The sequence below is a fragment of the Streptomyces sp. NBC_01454 genome (assembly GCF_036227565.1).
In the GTDB taxonomy this organism is placed as follows: domain Bacteria; phylum Actinomycetota; class Actinomycetes; order Streptomycetales; family Streptomycetaceae; genus Streptomyces.
Genome location: NZ_CP109460.1, coordinates 6280632 through 6301519, shown reverse-complemented (window position 1 = coordinate 6301519; position 20888 = coordinate 6280632). Strand labels below are relative to the sequence as shown.

The 20888-nt window shown below is 72.0% G+C and carries 13 protein-coding genes; 7 read left to right on the top strand and 6 right to left on the bottom strand.

The genetic code is table 11. The features are described from left to right. Window positions 1-62: 62 nt before the first annotated feature. Window positions 63-1016, bottom strand: coding sequence for a PAC2 family protein (locus tag OIU81_RS27845; protein WP_329152118.1), 954 nt, complete (start codon window positions 1014-1016; stop codon window positions 63-65). A 468-nt stretch (window positions 1017-1484) separates the two neighbouring features. Continuing rightward, entirely contained in the window at window positions 1485-3008 is a 1524-nt protein-coding gene (rpsA, locus tag OIU81_RS27840) for a 30S ribosomal protein S1 (RefSeq protein ID WP_329152116.1), read from the bottom strand. A gap of 379 nt (window positions 3009-3387) precedes the next feature. Between rpsA and OIU81_RS27835 the strand changes: the two genes are divergently transcribed. Next, a complete protein-coding gene (locus OIU81_RS27835) occupies window positions 3388-4218 on the top strand; it encodes a class I SAM-dependent methyltransferase (RefSeq protein ID WP_329152114.1) in 831 nt (276 codons plus the stop codon). A 51-nt stretch (window positions 4219-4269) separates the two neighbouring features. Beyond that, window positions 4270-6843 (top strand): ATP-dependent helicase HrpB, encoded by a 2574-nt coding sequence (gene hrpB, locus OIU81_RS27830; RefSeq protein WP_329152111.1) that lies wholly within the window; start codon window positions 4270-4272, stop codon window positions 6841-6843. Here hrpB and OIU81_RS27825 read toward each other — a convergent pair. From OIU81_RS27825 to polA, 4 genes are all read right to left on the bottom strand, one after another. Beyond that, window positions 6830-7801 (bottom strand): DUF3068 domain-containing protein, encoded by a 972-nt coding sequence (locus OIU81_RS27825; protein WP_329155408.1) that lies wholly within the window; start codon window positions 7799-7801, stop codon window positions 6830-6832. The genes hrpB and OIU81_RS27825 overlap by 14 nt on opposite strands. A 99-nt stretch (window positions 7802-7900) precedes the next feature. Next, the gene (locus OIU81_RS27820; protein ID WP_329152109.1) at window positions 7901-8035 is read right to left on the bottom strand and encodes an SPW_0924 family protein; all 135 of its coding nucleotides are present in this window, start codon (window positions 8033-8035) and stop codon (window positions 7901-7903) included. 216 nt (window positions 8036-8251) lie between these two features. Then, window positions 8252-10063 carry a lytic transglycosylase domain-containing protein gene (locus tag OIU81_RS27815; RefSeq protein ID WP_329152107.1) on the bottom strand — a complete coding sequence of 604 codons (1812 nt, stop codon included), beginning with the start codon at window positions 10061-10063 and terminating at the stop codon, window positions 8252-8254. Window positions 10064-10446: 383 nt separating this feature from the next. After that, the gene (gene polA, locus OIU81_RS27810) at window positions 10447-13107 is read right to left on the bottom strand and encodes a DNA polymerase I (RefSeq protein WP_443074169.1); all 2661 of its coding nucleotides are present in this window, start codon (window positions 13105-13107) and stop codon (window positions 10447-10449) included. Between the two features lie 340 nt (window positions 13108-13447). On the opposite strand from polA, the gene OIU81_RS27805 reads away from it, so the two are divergent. From OIU81_RS27805 to OIU81_RS27785, 5 genes are all read left to right on the top strand, one after another. Further along, a complete protein-coding gene (locus OIU81_RS27805; protein WP_329152103.1) occupies window positions 13448-15733 on the top strand; it encodes an FdhF/YdeP family oxidoreductase in 2286 nt (761 codons plus the stop codon). Window positions 15734-15848: 115 nt separating this feature from the next. After that, entirely contained in the window at window positions 15849-16322 is a 474-nt protein-coding gene (locus OIU81_RS27800; RefSeq protein ID WP_329152102.1) for a PaaI family thioesterase, read from the top strand. A 484-nt stretch (window positions 16323-16806) separates the two neighbouring features. Further along, window positions 16807-18024: a branched-chain amino acid ABC transporter substrate-binding protein gene (locus OIU81_RS27795; RefSeq protein ID WP_329155406.1), complete on the top strand. Its 1218-nt coding sequence runs from the start codon at window positions 16807-16809 to the stop codon at window positions 18022-18024. Between the two features lie 132 nt (window positions 18025-18156). Beyond that, entirely contained in the window at window positions 18157-19086 is a 930-nt protein-coding gene (locus OIU81_RS27790; protein WP_235450731.1) for a branched-chain amino acid ABC transporter permease, read from the top strand. 5 nt (window positions 19087-19091) lie between these two features. Next, window positions 19092-20888: a branched-chain amino acid ABC transporter permease gene (locus OIU81_RS27785; RefSeq protein ID WP_329152098.1), complete on the top strand. Its 1797-nt coding sequence runs from the start codon at window positions 19092-19094 to the stop codon at window positions 20886-20888.

Genomic DNA, 20888 nt, shown 5'->3' with positions numbered 1-20888 from the left:
ATGCGCCGGCCAGTCCACGCGCCGGCCGACGCAGGTGCCGGCCGGCTCAGGCTCCGCCCGCTTCAGGCCCCGGCCGCGCCGCCGTCGCCCTCCCGCTCCGCAAGGAAGCGCTCGAAGTCCCTGCCGATCTCATCGGCCGAGGGGAGTTCCGCCGGCTCGGCCACCAGGCTCCCCCGGCTTTCCGCGCCGGCCACCGCGTCGTACTGATGCTCCAGCCCGCTGACCAGGGCCACCAGTTCCTCGTCGCCCTCCGAGATCTGCCGCTCGATCTCCTCCTGCGTGCGCAGGGCCTCCGTGCGGAGTGAGTGTGCGGCGCCGGGCAGGACCAGCCCCGTCGCGGCGGTCACGGCCTCCAGCGCGGTCAGCGCGGCGTCCGGGTAGGCGGACCGGGCGATGTAGTGCGGTACGTGGGCCGCCACGCCCAGCACGTCGTGGCCGGCTTCGGCGAGCCGGAATTCGATCAGAGCCTCGGCGCTGCCGGGGACCTGCGCCTCGTCGAAGAAGGCGCTGTGACCCGGCATCAGGTCGGTGCGGTTGCCGTGCGGGGTGATGCCCACGGGGCGGGTGTGCGGGACGCCCATGGGGATGCCGTGGAAGTTGACCGAGAGGCGTACGCCCAGGCGCTCCACGATGTCCTGCACCGCGCCCGCGAAGCGCTCCCACTCCACGTCCGGTTCGGGTCCGGAGAGCAGGAGGAAGGGGGCATCGGTGGTGTCCCGTACGAGCCGCAGTTCGATGCGCGGGGTCTCGTAGGCGGTCCAGCGGCTGCGCTCGAAGGTGAGCAGCGGGCGGCGGGCCCGGTAGTCGACGAGGCGGTCGTGGTCGAAGCGGGCGACGACCTGGTGCGGCAGGCCGTCCAGCAGCCGTTCGACGATCTGGTCGCCGGTCTCGCCGGCGTCGATGTACCCGTCGAAGTGGTACAGCAGCACCAGTCCGGCGGAGTCCCTGGAGGCGATGGCCTCCACCTCCGCGAGCCCGCTGGGCTCCCATTCGTACAAACCCTGGGGATCCAACACAGTGACCGCTCCTCCTCGTTCTCATGGGCGGCAACGCATGAACAGGCGTGAGCATTCCCGACGACCCGCGTGCGAGGTCCTGCGCCCTCACAGACGGCCGGGCTCCCGCGCCCGTTCCGGCCGGCCCGCACCTCGGGCCACCCGGCCCCGCGCCCCGGCTCCTCCGACATGTGCACCGGACTCCCCACCCGACGCCACGCGCCAGCCCCCGCACCTCACGCCTACCCCGTCCCCCTCATCTCACCTTCCGCACTCCGCTTTTCGGCCGGTGAACTCCCCTTCCCGGAGGGCGAGTTCATCATCACTCCCCTCGCTTCCGCATCTTGAGGCACGAGAGCCCCTCCTCTACCTCCCCCACGGAACCCCTGCGCCCCCACCCCGCGGGCACGACACACACACGGCGAAGGCCCGCTCCCCCGTGAGGGGGAACGGGCCTTCGTCTATCGGCTAGTGCCTAGGGGCGAGAGCTCAGCTCTGGCCGCCGGCCAGCTTCTCGCGGAGCGCGGCGAGGGCCTCGTCCGACGCCAGGGCGCCGGAGTTGTCCGCCGACTCCGAGGAGTAGGAGCCGCCGCCGCCACCGGCGTTGCCGCCGCTGGCCTGGCCGCCACCCTGCGCCGCCGGCGCCGCAGCACCCTCGGCCGCAGCCTGCTCGTCGGCCTCGCGGGACTTGATGACCTGAGCCTGGTGCTGCTCGAAGCGCGTCTGCGCCTCGGCGTACTGGTTCTCCCACGCCTCGCGCTGGGTCTCGTAGCCCTCGAGCCAGTCGTTGGTCTCGGGGTCGAAGCCCTCGGGGTAGATGTAGTTGCCCTGGTCGTCGTAGGACGCGGCCATGCCGTACAGGGTCGGGTCGAACTCGACCGCCGACGGGTCGGCACCGAAGGACTCGTTGGCCTGCTTCAGCGAGAGGCTGATGCGGCGGCGCTCGAGGTCGATGTCGATGACCTTGACGAAGATCTCGTCGTTGACCTGGACAACCTGCTCCGGGATCTCGACGTGGCGCTCGGCCAGCTCGGAGATGTGGACCAGGCCCTCGATGCCCTCGTCGACGCGCACGAACGCACCGAAGGGAACGAGCTTGGTGACCTTACCCGGGACGACCTGACCGATCTGGTGGGTACGGGCGAACTGCTGCCACGGGTCTTCCTGGGTCGCCTTGAGCGACAGGGACACGCGCTCGCGGTCCATGTCGACGTCCAGGACCTCGACCGTGACCTCCTGGCCGACCTCGACGACCTCGGAGGGGTGGTCGATGTGCTTCCAGGACAGCTCGGAGACGTGCACGAGACCGTCGACGCCGCCCAGGTCCACGAAGGCACCGAAGTTGACGATGGAGGAGACGACGCCGGAGCGCACCTGACCCTTCTGGAGGGTGGTGAGGAAGGTCTGGCGGACCTCGCTCTGGGTCTGCTCCAGCCAGGCACGGCGGGACAGGACCACGTTGTTGCGGTTCTTGTCCAGCTCGATGATCTTGGCCTCGAGCTCCTTGCCCACGTAGGGCTGGAGGTCGCGGACGCGGCGCATCTCGACCAGGGAGGCCGGGAGGAAGCCACGGAGGCCGATGTCGAGGATGAGACCACCCTTGACGACCTCGATGACGGTACCGGTGACGATCCCGTCCTCTTCCTTGATCTTCTCGATGGTGCCCCAGGCGCGCTCGTACTGGGCGCGCTTCTTCGAGAGGATCAGGCGGCCTTCCTTGTCCTCCTTCTGGAGGACCAGGGCCTCGATCTCGTCACCGACGGCAACGACCTCGTTGGGGTCGACATCGTGCTTGATCGAGAGCTCGCGGCTCGGGATCACGCCTTCGGTCTTGTAACCGATGTCGAGCAGGACCTCGTCCCGGTCGACCTTCACGATGACGCCGTCGACGATGTCGCCGTCGTTGAAGTACTTGATCGTCTCGTCGATCGCGGCGAGGAAGGCTTCCTCGTTACCGATGTCGTTGACCGCAACCTGCGGGGTGGTGGCGGTGGTCTCGGTGCTGCTCGTCATGTGGGTAAAGGCTCCGGTGCGGACATTGAAGTCGTAGGTACTGCTACGCCGAGAGCCTCTATCGCCTCTGCATAAGCCGGACAGTGTCAAAGACGAATCCGCCGGAAGCCCGCAGATGCCGGAGCATCCGGGAGCGACCCGAAACGCCTCAAAACCGAGGGGACATACATACAGATGCGAGCGCGGCCTGCTCCGTCTGAGGCGCGCAAGCCCGCAGCGCAACTTGTAGCATACGGGGGCAGCCGGACCCGGTCAATGCGCGAACGCGCACACCCGGGGCAGAACGCCCCATAACCGGCACACGCGATGTTCCGCGAGGTCGAACGGCCTCACAGTCCCTGCAGCGACAAGCAGAGCGAACACTACGACGACGGGCGCCATGAACCAAGAGCACGAGCCGGAGGCGACCCGCCGTGACGCCTCGGACACCGAGAGCAGCCGGGCCAGCCGGGGCTGGTGGGACAGCAACGCGGACGAGTACCAGAGCGAGCACGGAACGTTCCTGGGGGACGACCGGTTCATCTGGGGACCCGAGGGGCTGGACGAGGCGGAGGCCGCACTGCTCGGGCCGGCGGCTGAGCTGAAGGGGCGGCGGGTCCTGGAGATCGGGGCCGGCGCGGCGCAGTGCTCCCGATGGCTGGCGGCGCAGGGCGCGCTGCCCGTGGCGCTGGACCTCTCCCACCGGCAGTTGCAGCATGCGCTGCGGATCGCCGGCGGGGCGGCGGAGGACGCCACCGAACTGGTGGAGGCGGACGCTGGGGCGCTGCCGTTCCGCGACGGCAGTTTCGATCTCGCGTGTTCCGCATACGGGGCGCTGCCGTTCGTGGCGGATCCGGTACGGGTGCTGCGTGAGGTGCGCCGGGTGCTGCGGCCGGGCGGCCGGTTCGTCTTCTCCGTCTCGCACCCCATCCGCTGGGCCTTCCCGGACGAGCCGGGGCCGGAGGGGCTCTCGGTGGGGGCGTCCTACTTCGACCGCACGCCGTACGTGGAGCAGGACGAGCACGGGCGGGCGGTGTATGTGGAGCACCACCGGACGCTGGGCGACCGGGTGCGGGACGTGGTGGCGGCCGGGTTCCGGCTGGAGGATCTCGTCGAACCGGAATGGCCGGAATGGAACACCCAGGAGTGGGGTGGCTGGTCTCCGCTGCGGGGGCATCTGATCCCGGGGACGGCGATCTTCGTGTGCACGGCGGCTGCCGGGGGCCGGTAGGGCGGTGGGCGCGGCCGCCGGTGGCGGGGGCCGGGGCGGCAGACTGGGGGCGTGATCCGTCGTGACGCCCTCGCCCAGCTGCCCGTCCGTACCGCGTTGCCCGCGCTGCGCGCCGCTCTCGACGGGCCCGGTGCCGCGGTGCTGTGCGCGCCGCCGGGCACCGGCAAGACGACGCTGGTGCCGCTGGATCTCGCGGGTCTGACGGGCTCGGGTCCGGCGCGGCGGGTGCTGGTCGCCGAGCCGCGCCGGATCGCGGCCCGGGCGGCGGCGCGCCGGATGGCCTGGCTGCTGGGTGAGAAGGCCGGTGAGCGGGTGGGGTTCACGGTGCGCGGTGAGCGGCGGGCCGGGCCCCGGACGGTCGTCGAGGTGGTGACCACCGGGGTGCTGCTGCAGCGGCTGCAGCGCGATCCGGAGCTGGCCGGGGTCGATGTGGTGGTCCTGGACGAGTGTCATGAGCGGCATCTGGACGCCGACACCTCCGCGGCCTTCCTGCTGGACGTGCGGGAGACGCTGCGGCCGGAGCTGGGGCTGGTGGCGGCGTCGGCGACCACGGACGCCGAGGGGTGGGCGCGGTTGCTGGGCGCGGGCGGGCAGGCGGCGCCGGTGGTCGAGGCGGCGGGCGTGTCGCATGCCGTGGAGGTGGTGTGGGCGCCGCCGCAGCGGCCGGTGCGGCCGGCGCACGGGATGCGGGTCGATCCGGCGCTCCTCACGCATGTGGCCGCGGTGGTGCGGCAGGCGCTGCGTGAGCAGGTGGGCGATGTGCTGTGTTTCCTGCCCGGGGTCGGGGAGATCGGGCGGGTCGCCGGGCAGCTGGCCGGGGTGGACGCGGAGGTGTTGCAGGTGCACGGGCGGGCGCCGGCCGAGGTGCAGGATGCCGTGCTGGCGGGCGGGGACGGCGTGCGGCGGGTGGTGCTGGCGACGTCGGTGGCGGAGTCCAGTCTGACGGTGCCGGGTGTGCGGGTGGTGGTGGACAGCGGGCTGGCGCGGGTGCCGCGGACGGATCACGCGCGGGGGCTCAGTGCGCTGGCGACCGTGCGGGCCTCCCGGGCGGCGTCCCGTCAGCGGGCCGGCCGGGCGGGGCGCGAGGCGCCCGGTGTGGTCTACCGCTGCTGGGCGGAGGGCGAGGACGGGCGGCTGCCGGCGTTCCCCGATCCGGAGATCAGGGTCGCCGATCTCACGGCCTTCGCGCTGCAGGCGGCGTGCTGGGGCGATCCGGGGGCCGGTGGTCTCGCGCTGCTCGACGCGCCGCCGGCCGGTGCGCTGGCCGCGGCCCGGGAGGTGCTGGCGGCGATCGGTGCGGTGGACGCGGAGGGCCGGGCGACCGGCCGGGGGGTGCGGATGGCGCGGCTGGGGCTGCATCCGCGGCTGGCGCGTGCCCTGCTGGACGGTGCGCCCGAGGTGGGTGTGCGGCGTGCCGCGGAGGTGGTCGCCCTGCTGAGTGAGGAGCCGCCGCGGGCGTACGGGGACGATCTGGCGGCCGCGTGGCGTACCGCGCGCCGGGGCGGCGACGCGTATGCGGCGCGGTGGCGGCAGGAGGCCCGGCGGCTGGCGTCGGCGGCGGGTGAGCCGCGGGCCGGGGCGGACGGGTCGGCGGTGGGCGGCGACGGGGGCCGGGGCGACGATGCGGTGGCCGGGCTCGTCGCGGCGCTGGCGTTCCCGGAGCGGGTGGCCCGGGCGCGCGGGGCCGGAAGTTTTCTCATGGCGTCGGGGACGGGGGCCGAGCTGGCGGGGGCGGGGCCGGGGTCGCGGGCCGGCGACGGGTCGGGGCTGCGGGATGCCGAGTGGCTGGCGGTCGCGGTGGCGGACCGGCCGGTGGCGGCGGTGTCGGCGCGGGTGCGGCTGGCGGCGGTGCTCGATGAGGAGACGGCGTGTGCGGCGGCGGGGGCGCTGTACTCCTCGGGCGAGGAGGTGGGGTGGTCGGGCGGCGACGTGGTGGCCAGGAGGGTGACCCGGCTGGGGGCGATCGAGCTCGCGTCGCGGCCGCTGGCCTCGCCCGGCGCCGAGCTGCTCCGGGACGCGGTGGTGTCGGGTCTGCGGCGGGAGGGGCTGGGTCTGCTGCGCTGGCCGGCCGCCGCGGTGTCCCTGCGGCAGCGGATGGCGTTCTTGCACCGGGAGTTGGGCGCGCCGTGGCCCGAGGTGTCGGATGCGGCGCTGCTGGAGCGGGTGGAGGAGTGGCTGGGGACCGAGCTGGGGCGGGCGCGGCGGCGGGCGGATCTGGAGCGGATCGACGCGGGGCAGGCGCTGTCCCGGCTGCTGCCGTGGGCGACCGGGGACGCGGCGCGCTTCGACGAACTGGCGCCGGAGCGCATCGAGGTCCCGAGCGGGTCGCGGGTGCGGGTGGATTACGGGGGTGAGCAGCCCGTACTGGCCGTGAAACTGCAGGAGTTGTTCGGCCGGCAGACCTCGCCGCGGGTGGCCGGCGGGCGGGTGCCGGTACTGGTGCATCTGCTCTCCCCCGCCGGGCATCCGGCCGCGGTCACCGCCGATCTCGCGTCGTTCTGGCGGGACGGGTACCGGTCCGTGCGTGCGGAGTTGCGTGGCCGCTACCCCAAGCATCCGTGGCCGGAGGACCCCTCGACGGCCGAGCCGACGCGGCACACGACGGCACGGCTCAAGCGGGGCTGAGCCCGGGGGTGGTGCGGGGCCGGCGGCTGCGGGCTTCGAGGTGCAGGCTCAGGGCGAGCAGCGTGGCGCCGAGCGCCAGGAACCCCCAGGGGAGGTAGCGGGTGAGCAGCAGGACGAGGGTGCGCTGTGACCTCACCAGGGAGACGGTGGCGTCGACGTAGTCGGCGCGCATCTTCACATGGCCGGCGAAGGCGGTGACGGTGCGGCCGCCGGGCAGCAGGTCGCCGCCGCGCAGCTGCTCCTTGTGGATCTCCTGGCCGTTGACCGGCGCTCCGGTGACCGGCTCGACCCAGAACATCCGCTTGGTGGTGTACCAGCGGGTGGTGCCCATCTTCGCGACGGCCTGCGGGGTGACGCCCTTGACGGGCATCTTCTTGGGGATGGCGACCTTGGTCCAGGGGATGGTCTGCTCGAAGTAGTAGACCTCCAGGCCGCGGAAGGTGCGGGTGCCCTTGTAGTGAATGGGGGCGGAGGTGCGGGTCTGGGCGTCGAAGTAGGCGTAGTCGCGTTTCTCGGTGAGGAACGGCCACTTGTATTCGATGCCCTCGCGGCGGACGGGGTCGCCGTCGACCGATTCGCCGGTGGCGTGCACGGGTTCCTGGGTGTGGGCGTCGAAGAGGTAGCGCTCGGGGATCTCGGAGACCATTTTTCCGTCGGGGCCGGCGACGTAGGACAGGGTGTCCCAGACGACGACATCGCGGCCGGCGGACTCCTCGATCCGGTCGGATGCGGCGACGTTGCCCTTGAGGGTCTGCACGATGGTGACCTCGGGGACCTGTTCGGCTTTCATCGTCCCGTAGTTGAGGAGGGTGGCGGGCTTCGCCTCCAGGACCATGTCCTGGTACTGGCCGGGCGGGATCTTGGCGAGCCGGGGGAAGGCGTACCAGCGCATCAGCGGGGACAGTGCGGTGAAGAAGACGGCGAGGGCGAGCAGGACCAGGCTGGCCGTGCGGCGCATGCCGCGGGCCGCCCGGCGCCGGCCGGGGGCGTCGGTGGTGGCGTCGGCCGGGGGTGTGGCGCGGGTGGAGTCGGTGCGGCGCATGGCGGTGTCCCTCCCTCAGGGGTGCGCGGGCACGGTGGTCAGCAGCGGCTTGGGGGAGGTCGTGCCGCCGGGGTCACCGGCCGCCGTGAGGGCGAGGACGAGGGCGAGCGCCGCGGCCAGTCCGATCGCGGCTGCTGTCAGGGCGCGCATGACCGGCCTCCCAGGAAACTGATACGGCGTCAGGCGGGGGCACCGTAGCAACGGGCGGCCGAGATGAGAACACGTGGCACCGCCGTCCTGCCCTGGACGGCGGGCAGGACGGCGGTGGGGCGGGCGCGGTCACCGGTCCGGCGCCAACCGGGCGCGGTGTACGGCCGGTTGGGGCGGTGAGCTCCGGTAGTGGCGCCCGGGCCGGGTGGCGCGGGGTCAGGAACCGGCCGGGGCGGCGACCTTCAGCTTGACGGTGAGCACGGCGCCGTCGGCGGTGGTCAGCCGCAGCAGGAACGTGCCCGCGTGACTGTCCGTGTAGATCTTCGGGAGCTTCAGCAGGCCCTGGGCGTTGGTGGTGAGACCGGTGAGCGTGCGGACCGGGTCGTCCCGGTCGTCGCCGGTGGCCCGGGGGTCCTTGAAGTAGGGGCCCTTGTCGTTCTCCACGGGGTGGTCCGGGTCGTCGGTGACCATGGTCGCGGTGACCGGCACCCCCGCCGCGAGCTTGCCGCGGTAGGTCGCCTTGATCTCGACCGCGTCCTCGGCGAAGGGCTGGCCGGCGGTGGCCGTCAGCGGCTTGTCCGAGGTGCGGGCGAGCGTGTCGGCCTTCGGGGCGGGCTTGGCCTTGACGGTGGCGCCGAAGTCGACGGCGGGTGCGGGGCGGCCCACGGCCGTGGCGCGGACGGTGAAGGCACCGGCCTTGTCGCCCGCGCGCAGGGCCGGGGCGGCGGCCAGCCCGTCCTTGCCGGTGGTGACGGTGACGGCGGTGCGGTCGCCGGGGAAGCGGGCGCCGGCGGAGGCGGGGAGGGTGAAGCGGACGGGGGCGCCGGCGACCGGCTTGCCCGCCGCGTCCTCGGCGCGGACCGTCGGCGCGGCGGTGAACTCGCCGCCGGCGGTGGCGGTCAGGTCCTTGTCGCCGACGCGGGTGAGGGCGGTGAGCCGGGGTTCGGCGGGCGGCTTGGGGGTGGGGTCGGGCTCATGGGTCGGGGTGCCGGTGCCGCCGCCCGGTGTGGGGTCGGTGCCGCCCGGCTTGTCGGGGTGGTGCTGCTGTCCCTTGCCGGGCTTGCCGGGCCCTCCGGTGCCGGATCCGCCGTGCCGCCGGTCCTTGTCCGGCGCGCCGCCGGAGCTGCGGCTCCCGGGCACGGTGCCGGTCCGGGCGTCGCGGTCGTCGCCGGCCGTACGGGGCTCCCGCCGGCGTTCCGGAAGGACGCCCCGGCCGTCGGGGATCGCGTGGGTGCCGTGGCGGTAGAACGTGTACCAGGACAGCACGGTGCGCAGATACTCGTCGGAGTTGTTGTAGCCGAGGATCGCGTGGTCCAGATCGTCCTGGTCCGACAGGTCGCGGCCGCCGGCGCAGAGATAGCGGCCGGCGGCGAGCGCCGCGTCGAAGACGTTGTTGGGGTCCTTCTTGCCGTCGCCGTTGCCGTCGGCGCCCCAGCCGGTGCGGTCGGGGCCGCCCTGTGACCAGGTGGAGGGGATGAACTGCATCGGGCCCACGGCACGGTCATGGGTGACATCGCCGTCGTAGCGGCCGCCGTCGGTGTCGGTGATCCGCGCGAAGCCGTGGCCGTTGAGCTGCGGGCCGAGTATCGGCTGGAGGGTGGTCCCCTCGGCGTCGACCGCTCCGCCGCGCGCCTGGCCGGATTCGACCTTGCCGATCCCGGCGAGCAGCTGCCAGGGCAGCCGGCAGGCCGGGTCGGAGCCCTCGATGGCCGACTCTGCCTTCTTGTACGCGGCCAGGACGGTGGCGGGGAGACCGGCCTCGGCGGGGCCCGCGGGGCTGCCGGAGTGCGGGCCGGTGTGGTGCGAACCGCGCGGCGGTACCGGGCTGTTGAGGGGCGGCAGGTCGGTGTAGTACGCCGTGCCGCCGTCGATGGGGGTGTCGGCCGGGGGCGGGGGCGGCTGCTTTCTGGCGGCGGCCGCTTCGGCGGCGCCCGGCGCCTGAGAGGCCGTCAGGGCGGCGAGCACCAGGGCCGCCACGGCCGTCGAGGCCGCTCCCCTGTGGAGCCGCCGTCGGAATGTGGCTGACATACGTGGTCCCCTCCGCGTTGCCCTACCGCGCTCCTGACGCGGTATCGCGCTCCCCGGCGCTCCAACTCAGGCGACACTACGACAACTCGGGCCTGGCATCTACCACCCACTTCGGACACATAGTGATCGGAACCGGTCGGGGAGGGGGCGGGCCGTTTACTCCCGAGGCGCGCGGCGGCCGTGCTGACGAGTCATCAGGAGGGGTGGGGCGGTTGCGGCGAGACCGGTCGGGGGTGGCGTGGAGGAGGGAGCGGGAGGCGCAGCCGGCCGGGGGTACGGCGCACATCGGCCGGCCCGGCCGCGTCAGAACGCAGCGGAGCCGGCCGATGTGCGCCGGGGAGGGCCTGGGACGTGCCCCGCGCCCTCCCCGGTCCGTCGTCCGCTCAGTGCGCCGCGGACTCCCAGTCCTTGCCAGAGCCGACGGAGACGTCCAGCGGGGCGCGGAGTTCGACCGCGTCGGCCATCTCGCGGCGGAGCAGTTCCTCGACCTTCTTGCGCTCGCCCGGGGCGACCTCGACCACGATTTCGTCGTGGACCTGGAGCAGCATCCGGGACTCCAGCTTCGCGGCCCGCAGTGCCGCGTCGACCCGCAGCATCGCGATCTTGACGATGTCGGCGGCGGTGCCCTGGATCGGGGCGTTCAGGGCCATCCGCTCGGCCATCTCGCGGCGCTGGCGGTTGTCGCTGTTGAGGTCGGGGAGGTAGCGGCGGCGGCCGAGCATCGTCTCGGTGTAGCCGGTGGCGCGGGCCTCCTCCACGGCGCGGCGGAGGTAGTCGCGCACCCCGCCGAAGCGCTCGAAGTAGTTGTCCATCAGCTTGCGGGCCTCATCGGGCTGGATGCCCAGCTGCTGGGAGAGCCCGAAGGCCGACAGGCCGTACGCCAGGCCGTAGGACATCGCCTTGATCTTGCGGCGCATCTCCGCGTCGACCTCGTGGGTGGCGACGGAGAAGACGTGGGAGGCGACCGTGGTGTGCAGGTCCTCGCCGGAGGTGAACGCCTCGATCAGGCCCTCGTCCTCGGAGAGATGGGCCATCACCCGCAGTTCGATCTGGCTGTAGTCGGCGGTCAGCAGCGACTCGAAGCCCTCCCCGACGACGAACCCGCGGCGGATCGCCCGGCCCTCGTCCGTGCGCACCGGGATGTTCTGGAGGTTGGGGTCCGTGGAGGACAGCCGGCCGGTGGCGGCCACGGTCTGGTTGAAGGTGGTGTGGATCCGGCCGTCGGCGCCGATGGTCTTGATCAGGCCCTCGACGGTGGTGCGCAGCTTGGCCTGCTCACGGTGCCTGAGCATGATCACCGGGAGCTCGTTCTCGGTCTGGGCGGCCAGCCAGGCCAGGGCGTCGGCGTCGGTGGTGTAGCCCGTCTTGGTCTTCTTGGTCCTGGGCAGGCCCAGTTCGCCGAAGAGGACCTCCTGCAGCTGCTTGGGCGAGCCGAGGTTGAACTCGTGGCCGGCGGCGGCATGCGCTTCCTTGACGGCCTGCTGCACCGCGCCCGCGAACTGCTGCTCCATGCGCTCCAGCCAGCCCCGGTCCGCGGCGATGCCGGCGCGCTCCATCCGGGCCAGCAGCACGCTGGTCGGCAGCTCCACCTCGCGCAGCAGCTCGGCCGCGCCGACCTCGGCCAGCTTCGTCTCGAACGCCGCTCCCAGGTCGAGGACCGTGCGGGCCTGCCCCATCAGGGCGTCCGCCTCGGCCTGCTCGTCCGCGCCGAACGCCAGCTGGCCGTCACCGGCCGCGGCGGGGGCGAGATCGCGGCCCAGGTACTCGATGGCCAGGGCGTCCAGGGCGAAGGAGCGGCGGCCCGGCTTGACCAGGTAGGCGGCCAGCGCGGTGTCCATGGTGACGCCGTCGATGCGCCAGCCGTGCTCGCCGAAGACCCGCATCAGGCCCTTGGCGTTGTGCATCACCTTGGGGCGGGCGGCGTCCGCGCTCCAGGCGGCGAAGGCGCGCTCGTCGGCCTCGTCGAGCTGGGCGGGGTCGAACCAGGCGGCCGGCCCGTCGCCGGCGGCGAGCGCGATCTCGGCGACGCTGCCGCTGCCGAGGTTCCAGACGTCGACCGTGGCCACGCCGAGCGGTCCCGTGCCGTGTTCGGCCAGCCACGGAGCGAGTTCGCCGGCGCCGAGAACCGTGCCGTCCACCTCGATGCCGGCCGCGGGGGCGGCCTCCTCGGCGGCTTCGGCGGCGCCCGGGTCGACGGCGTGCAGCCGGTCGCGCAGGCCCTGGTTGCGGATCTCCAGCCCGTTGAAGAGGACCGCGAGCGCCTCCCGGTCGTACGCCTCGCGGGTCAGCTCCGCCGGGCCGCACGGCAGCTCGACATCGCGCACCATCTCCGTGAGCCGGCGGTTGAGCCTGACCGCGTCCAGGTGCTCGCGGAGGTTGGCGCCCGCCTTGCCCTTGACCTCCTCGGCACGCTCCACCAGCTCCGCGAACGAACCGAACTGGTTGATCCACTTCGTGGCGGTCTTCTCTCCGACGCCGGGGATGCCGGGGAGGTTGTCCGACGGGTCGCCGCGCAGCGCGGCGAAGTCCGGGTACTGGGCGGGGGTCAGGCCGTACTTCTCGAAGACCTTCTCCGGGGTGAAGCGGGTCAGCTCCGAGACGCCCTTGGTGGGGTAGAGCACCGTGACGTCGTCGGAGACCAGCTGGAAGGAGTCGCGGTCGCCCGTGACGATCGAGACCTCGAAGCCCTGGGCCGTGGCCTGCTCGGTGAGGGTGGCGATGACGTCGTCGGCCTCGAAGCCCTCGACGGCGAAGCGCTTGACCCGCATCGCGTCGAGCATCTCGCCGATCAGCTCGACCTGGCCCTTGAACTCGTCGGGGGTCTTGGAGCGGTTCGCCTTGTAGTCGGCGAACTCCTCGGAGCGCCAGGTCTTGCGCGAGACGTCGAAGGCCACGGCGAAATGCGTGGGCGCCTCGTCGCGCAGGGTGTTCGCGAGCATCGACGCGAAGCCGTAGATCGCATTGGTCGGTTGTCCCGAGACGGTCGTGAAATTCTCCACGGGCAGGGCGAAGAACGCCCGGTATGCCATGGAATGCCCGTCCATCAGGAGCAGGTGGGGACGGCCGCCCGCCGCCGCCCGGGTGCCGGTCGCTTCGCTCTTCTTCGCTGCCTTTGCTGCCACGCCCCCGATCCTGCCACGCCCCACTGACAATCCCCGCCGCGACGGCTCCCGGCCTCCTCGCCGCGCCCCGCTCCGGACCCGGCGGCCCCGCCCCGGCCCGCCGCGCACCGCCCCGATCTCCGCGTACGCCGCCGGCCCCCGCCGCCGCCCCCTGCACCGCGCCGCGCGTCCGTGACAGGATCCCTCGCGTACGACACATGTGCAGGACAACGGTCCGCCGCCCCCGGGGACCACCGCAGCTCACGGCTCAAGGGAGAGCGTCATGGCAGGCAAGCCGCCCGCGTCGGACCCCGTCCAGGACGCGCCCGAGGTCAGCGCACCCCAGCACTCCGCCGTCGGGCTGCCGGCCCTCACCCACTCCCTGCGCATCGCCCAGCAGCAGATGGGCGTGCGCCGTAGCGTCCAGACCCTGCTGCGCGTCAACCAGCCCAACGGTTTCGACTGCCCGGGCTGCGCCTGGCCCGAGCCCGACAAGCCGCACACCGCCGAATTCTGCGAGAACGGCGCCAAGGCCGTCGCCGAGGAAGCCACCCTGCGCCGCGTCACCCCGGAGTTCTTCGCGACCCACTCCGTCGCCGGCCTCGCCGACCGCAGCGGCTACTGGCTCGGCCAGCAGGGCCGCCTCACCCACCCCATGTACCTGGCCGAGGGCGCCGACCACTACACCCCCGTCTCCTGGGAGCGGGCCTTCGACCTGATCGGCGAGGAGCTGACCGCCCTCGACTCCCCCGACGAGGCCGTCTTCTACACCTCCGGCCGCACCAGCAACGAGGCCGCCTTCCTCTACCAGCTCTTCGCCCGCGAATTCGGCACCAACAACCTGCCCGACTGCTCCAACATGTGCCACGAGTCCTCGGGCTCCGCGCTCACCGAGACCCTCGGCATCGGCAAGGGCAGCGTCCTGCTGGAGGACCTCTACCAGGCCGACCTGATCATCGTCGCCGGCCAGAACCCGGGCACCAACCACCCCCGGATGCTCACCGCCCTGGAGAAGGCCAAGGCCGGCGGCACACAGATCATCTCGATCAATCCGCTGCCCGAGGCCGGCCTGGAACGCTTCAAGAACCCGCAGACCCCACGCGGCCTGGCCGGCGGCGGCACCGCGCTCACCGACCTCTTCCTCCAGGTACGCCTCGGCGGCGACCAGGCCCTCTTCCGGGCCCTCAACCGCCTCGTCCTCGACACCGACGGCGCCCTCGACGAGGACTTCATCCGTGACCACACCCACGGCTTCGAGGAGTTCGCGCGCGCCGCACGCGCCGACGACAACTGGGACGAGACGCTCACCGCCACCGGCCTGACCCGCGAGGAGATCGAGCGCGCACGGGAGATGGTCCTCGCCTCCCGGCGCACCATCGTGTGCTGGGCGATGGGCCTGACCCAGCACAAGCACTCCGTCCCCACCATCCGGGAAGTCGTCAACTTCCTACTGCTGCGCGGCAACATCGGCCGCCCCGGGGCCGGCGTCTGCCCCGTCCGCGGACACAGCAACGTCCAGGGTGACCGCACCATGGGCATCTTCGAACGGCCCGCGCCCGCCTTCCTCGACGCCCTGGAGAAGGAGTTCGACTTCGCACCGCCCCGCGAGCACGGCCTCGACGTGGTCCGCGCCATCCGTGCGCTGCGCGACGGGCAGGCCAAGGTCTTCTTCGCGATGGGCGGCAACTTCGTCTCCGCCACCCCCGACACCGACGTCACCGAGGCCGCCATGCGCCGCGCCCGGCTGACCGTCCATGTCTCCACCAAGCTCAACCGCTCGCACGTGATCACCGGCGCCCGCGCCCTGATCCTGCCGACCCTGGGCCGCACGGACCGCGATGTGCAGCGCGGCGGCGCGCAGTTCGTGACCGTCGAGGACTCCATGGGCATGGTGCACGCCTCCCGCGGCCGGCTGGAGCCCGCCGGTTCCCAGCTGCTGTCCGAGCCCGCGATCGTGGCCCGGCTGGCCCGCCGCGTCCTGGGCGAGGACAGCGCCACCCCCTGGGAGGAGTTCGAGCACGACTACGCCACGATCCGCGACCGGATCGCCCGGGTCGTCCCCGGCTTCGAGGACTTCAACGCCAGGGTCGCCCGCCCCGGAGGCTTCGCCCTTCCGCACGCCCCCCGGGACAGCCGCAGCTTCCCCACCGCCACCGGCAAGGCCAACTTCACCGCCGCGCCCGTGGAATACCCCACCGCCCCCGAAGGGCGGCTGCTGTTGCAGACGCTGCGCTCCCACGACCAGTACAACACCACCATCTACGGCCTCAACGACCGCTACCGCGGCATCAAGAACGGCCGGCGCGTCGTGCTCGTCCACCCCGACGACGCCCGCGAACGGGGCCTGGCCGACGGCGCGTACGCCGACCTGATCAGCGAATGGACCGACGGCAGCGAGCGGCGGGCGGACGGCTTCCGCGTCGTGCACTACCCCACGGCCCGCGGGTGCGCGGCCGCCTACTACCCCGAGACCAACGTCCTGATCCCCCTCGACCACACCGCCGACACCAGCAACACCCCGGCCGCCAAGTCCGTGGTGATCCGCCTGGAGCCCGCCCGCCAGGACTGACCACGACGGAGGGGCCGGCGGGAACCCCCACCCCGCGCTGAGCGCTTGCTCAGTGGCCTGATAGGAACAGGCACGGATCGACGACGATCACGGGCGAGCGAACGGAGCCGTAGGCATGGGTGAGCAGAGCACGACCAAGTTTCCGCAGGAGATCCTCGACCAGTGGGCCGGCCTCGGCCTCGACCTGCCGGCGCTGTTCTCCGCCGGGCACCTCGGCGAGCGGATGAGCGTGCAGGTCGTCGAAGCCGCCCCGGAGCGCATCGTCGGCACCATGCCCGTCGAGGGCAACACCCAGCCCTACGGACTGCTGCACGGCGGCGCCTCCGCCGTCCTGGCCGAAACCCTCGGCTCCGTCGGCGCCATGCTGCACGGCGGCCCCACCAAGATCGCGGTGGGCGTCGACCTGAACTGCACCCACCACCGCGGCGCCCGCTCCGGGCTGGTCACCGGTGTCGCCACCCCCGTACACCGCGGCCGCTCCACCGCCACCTACGACATCGTCATCACCGACGAGCAGGACAAGCGGGTCTGCACCGCCCGTCTGACCTGCCTGCTGCGCGAGACCGACAGCGACGCCTACCGCAGCTGAGCCACCCCGGCCGGCGCACCGCCGCCCGCCGCCGCGGCCCCGCATCCAGACCCCTGGAGCGGGGCCGCACCCCTTTCCGTAACGCTGAGTAACAGGCGCGCGGGGCGGTGCCGTGCGCAACTCCCGCGCCCTTCAAGGGCCCCGGCGCCCCCGCGCCCGCCACGTCCGGATACCGGACGCCGAACCGTCACCACGCGCCTCATTCCCCCGTGGAGGTGCACGTTCACCCCCCACACCGTGTTCGCCCTCCGGTGTAAGGACCATAACGGCAAAACGCTCATCGAAGGTCATAACAAGAGCGTCACATCCTGCACAGCGCCTCTGCCGGTGTGGCGAACACCGCTCTAGAGTCACGGCCAGTCACCGCGCCGCCGGGCGCGCTGCGAGCACGGAACCCGGTCTCACCCCGTACAGCCCGGCGCGCGAACCGGCCATGCGACAGCTGTGGCCGCCAGGGAAAGGACTGATCGTGCGTCACCGTTCCTTGCTCATCCTCACCACCGCAGTCACCGCCGGTGCCCTCACCCTTTCCGCGTGCGGCTCGCGCGGCGAGAACAAGAGCGGCGACGGAAAAACCACCGTCGTCATCGGCCTCGACGCCCCCACCACCGGCGAGCTCTCCGCACTGGGCCTGGGCATCCGCAACTCCGCCCAGCTCGCCATCGACAACGCCAACAAGGCCGGCGAGGTCAAGGGCGTCACCTTCAAACTCGAAGCCCTCGACGACAAGGCCCTGCCCAACGTCGGCCAGCAGAACACCACCAAGCTCGCCGGCGACAAGGACGTCCTCGGCATCGTCGGCCCGCTCAACTCCGGCGTCGCCCAGTCCATGCAGCAGGTCTCCAAGCAGAACAACCTCACGCTGATATCCCCGGCGAACACCACGCCCGACCTCACCCAGGGCCCGGACTGGCGCAAGAACAAGCGGGTCCGCCAGTTCCCGACCTACTTCCGCACCGCCACCACCGACGAGGTGCAGGGCGCCTTCGACGGCCAGTACGCCTGGGAGAAGATGAAGGCCAAGAAGGTCTATGTCATCGACGACCAGAAGACCTACGGCGTCGGCCTGGCCTCCTCCTTCAAGGACCAGTTCACCAAGCTCGGCGGCAAGATCGCCGGCACCGAGCACGTCAGCCCCGACGACCGTGACTTCAAGGCCGTCGTCTCCAAGGTCAAGTCCGCCAAGCCCGACCTGGTCTTCTACGGCGGCGAGTACCCCGCCTCCGGCCCGCTCAGCCAGCAGCTCAAGGACGGCGGCGTCACCGTCCCCCTCATGGGCGGCGACGGCATGTACAGCGGCGACTACATCAAGCTCAACAAGAAGGCGCAGGGCGACTACGCCTCCTCCGTCGGTAAGCCCGTCGAAGATCTCCCCTCCGCCAAGAAGTTCATCGCCGACTACAAGGCAGCCGGCTTCAAGGAGGCCTACGAGGCCTACGGCGGCTCCACCTACGACTCCACCTGGGCCGTCATCCAGGCCGTCAAGAGCGTCGTCGACGCCAACGGCGGCAAGCTCCCCGACGACGCCCGCAAGAAGGTCGTCGACGCCATGAACAAGGTCACCTTCGACGGCGTCACCGGACGCATCGCCTTCGACAAATACGGCGACACCACCAACACCATGATCACCGCTTATCAGGTCGACAAGGGAGCCTGGGCCGCCCGGTTCAGCGCCGAATTCAAGAAGTTCGACAAGAGCTGACCGACCGCACCGCACCGCATCGCACCACCGACACCCCGGGCCGCGCCAGGACGCACCACGCCCCCTGGCGCGGCCCGCGGCACACCGGGGCAGCCCGGAACCCCGTAACTCCCATGCAACGGAGGCCCTGCGGTGAGTGAACTGCCGCAACAGCTGGCCAACGGACTCATCCTCGGCGCGATGTACGGTCTCATCGCGATCGGCTACACGATGGTCTACGGAATTGTCCAGCTCATCAACTTCGCCCACGGCGAGATCTTCATGGTCGGCGGCTTCGGGGCGCTCAGCGTCTTCCTCGCGCTCCCCGCCGGCACCTCGCTCGCCCTCGCACTGCCGATCATGCTCCTCGGCGGCATCGCCGTATCCGTCCTCGTCGGCATCGCAGCGGAACGTTTCGCCTACCGCCCGCTGCGCGGCGCCCCCCGCCTCGCCCCCCTCATCACCGCCATCGGCCTGTCCATCGCGCTCCAGCAGGCCATCTGGAAGTGGTACCCCGACGGCAAACAGGCCCGGGTCTTCCCCCAGTTCAAGGGCCACTCCTTCGACATCCTCGGTGCCACCGTCCAGCGCGGCGACATCTTCGTCCTCATCGCCGCACCCGCCTGCATGATCGCCCTCGGCTTCTTCGTCGCCAAGACCCGCAGCGGCCGCGCCATGCAGGCCACCGCGCAGGACCCCGACACCGCCAAACTCATGGGCATCAACACCGACCGCATCATCGTCCTCGCCTTCGCCATCGGCGCCGCCTTCGCCGGCGTCGCCGCCGTCGCCTACGGACTGCGCACCGGCGAGGTCCAGTTCCGCATGGGCTTCATCATGGGCCTCAAGGCCTTCACCGCCGCCGTCCTCGGCGGCATCGGCAACATCTACGGCGCCATGCTCGGCGGCGTCGTCCTCGGCATCGCCGAAGCCCTCGCCACCGCCTACATCGAAGAAATACCGGGCATGGAGCAATTCGGCGGCGGAGCCTGGAAGGACGTCTGGGCGTTCGTCCTCCTCATCCTCGTACTCCTGCTCAGACCACAGGGCCTCCTGGGCGAACGTGTCGCGGATCGGGCGTGATAGCGATGACCACAGACACCACCACAACCCCCGCGCGCGGCCTGCTCCCCCTCCCCGAACGCACCGCCCGCCTCACCACCGCCGCAGGCGCCCTCGTCACCGCCCTCTCCACCGGCCTCGCCTGGACCTGGAGCAGCGACTTCCCCGGCGACCTCACCTACAGCCTCTCCCCCGCCGGCCTCCAGCTCATCACCCTCTTCGGCGGCCTCCTCACCCTCCTCCTCGCCACCTCCGCACTCGGCATCCGCGGACTGCGCTGGCTCACCCCCGCAGGACGCAACGCCCCCACCCTCCTCGCCGCCCTGGCCACCTTCGCCGCGACGTGGTTCACCCTGATCGCCATCGCCATCCAACTCGGCGGCCTGATCAACCTCGAACCCGGCGGCCTCCTCGCCGGCATCGCCTCCCTGATCACCCTCCTCGCCGCCCTCGCCCTCCCCCCGGACACCCCCGGCGACACCCCACCCGCCGGCCCCTGGCAGCGCTTCACCTCGGTCCTCGCCGCCACCCCCGTCCGGCGCCGCACCCGCGAACTCCCCTCCTGGGCCGAGATCCTGATCATCGCCGCCGCCTTCGCCGCCGGCCTGCTCGCCTTCACCTACGGCATCGACACCGACGACGGCGCCCCCTTCGTCGGCTACCTGCTCTTCATGGTGCTCGCCGTCCCCGCCCTCAACCGGGCCGGACTCATCGCGCGCCTGACCGCACTGACCCGCGCCCACCGCGGCGTCGCCCTCGGCGCGGCCTTCCTCTCCGCCGCCTGCTTCCCCTTCACCCAGGACACCGACCAGTACACGATCATCGGGGCCAACATCCTGATCTTCGCCACCGTCGCCCTGGGCCTCAACGTCGTCGTCGGCCTCGCCGGCCTCCTCGACCTCGGCTACGTCGCCTTCCTCGGCGTCGGCGCCTACGCCGCCGCCCTCGTCTCCGGCTCCGCCGAATCCGCCCTGGGCGTCCACTTCCCCTTCTGGGCCGCCCTCCTCACCGGAGCCGCCGCCTCCCTCGTCTTCGGCGTCCTCATCGGCGCCCCCACCCTCCGCCTGCGCGGCGACTACCTCGCCATCGTCACCCTCGGCTTCGGTGAGATCTTCCGCATCGCCATGCTCAACCTCAACGGCACCACCGGCCCCGACATCACCAACGGCGCCATGGGCATCCCCAACATCCCCAACCTCGAAATCTTCGGCTTCAACTTCGGCGAACCCCACACCATCCTCGGCATCCCCATCGCCACCTACGGCAACTACTACCTGTTGATGATCCTCGTGACCGCCTTCGTCGTCCTCGTCTTCCGACGCGCCGCCGCCTCCCGCATCGGCCGCGCCTGGATCGCCATCCGCGAGGACGAGACCGCCGCCGTCGCCATGGGCATCAACAGCTTCCGCCTCCGCCTGCTCGCCTTCGCCCTCGGCGCCGCCCTGGCCGGACTCGCCGGCACCGTCCACGCCCACGTCGTCACCACCGCCACCCCCGAACAGTTCCAGTTCGCCGGCCCCCAGCCCCCCAACTCCGCCTTCCTGCTCGCCGCCGTCATCCTCGGCGGCATGGGCACCCTCAGCGGACCCCTCGTCGGCGCCGCCCTCCTCTTCCTCATCCCCGCCAAACTCGACTTCCTCCAGGACTACCAACTCCTGCTGTTCGGCATCGCCCTCGTCCTCCTCATGCGCTTCCGGCCCGAAGGACTCATCCCCGACCGCCGCAAACAGCTGGAATTCCACGAAACCGGCCAGCTCGACGTGCCCGACCAGCGCCTCCCCGACACCGACGCCACCCTCGGCGTCACCAAGGCAAAGGCGTGA

Excerpts from the sequence above, each read along its gene's own strand:
- rpsA (WP_329152116.1), bottom strand. The coding sequence starts at position 3,008 with ATGACGAGCAGCACCGAGACCACCGCCACCACCCCGCAGGTTGCGGTC.
- OIU81_RS27835 (WP_329152114.1), top strand. The coding sequence starts at position 3,388 with ATGAACCAAGAGCACGAGCCGGAGGCGACCCGCCGTGACGCCTCGGAC.
- OIU81_RS27825 (WP_329155408.1), bottom strand. The coding sequence starts at position 7,801 with ATGCGCCGCACGGCCAGCCTGGTCCTGCTCGCCCTCGCCGTCTTCTTC.
- OIU81_RS27820 (WP_329152109.1), bottom strand. The coding sequence starts at position 8,035 with ATGCGCGCCCTGACAGCAGCCGCGATCGGACTGGCCGCGGCGCTCGCC.
- OIU81_RS27815 (WP_329152107.1), bottom strand. The coding sequence starts at position 10,063 with ATGTCAGCCACATTCCGACGGCGGCTCCACAGGGGAGCGGCCTCGACG.
- polA (WP_443074169.1), bottom strand. The coding sequence starts at position 13,107 with ATGGACGGGCATTCCATGGCATACCGGGCGTTCTTCGCCCTGCCCGTG.
- OIU81_RS27805 (WP_329152103.1), top strand. The coding sequence starts at position 13,448 with ATGGCAGGCAAGCCGCCCGCGTCGGACCCCGTCCAGGACGCGCCCGAG.
- OIU81_RS27800 (WP_329152102.1), top strand. The coding sequence starts at position 15,849 with ATGGGTGAGCAGAGCACGACCAAGTTTCCGCAGGAGATCCTCGACCAG.
- OIU81_RS27785 (WP_329152098.1), top strand. The coding sequence starts at position 19,092 with ATGACCACAGACACCACCACAACCCCCGCGCGCGGCCTGCTCCCCCTC.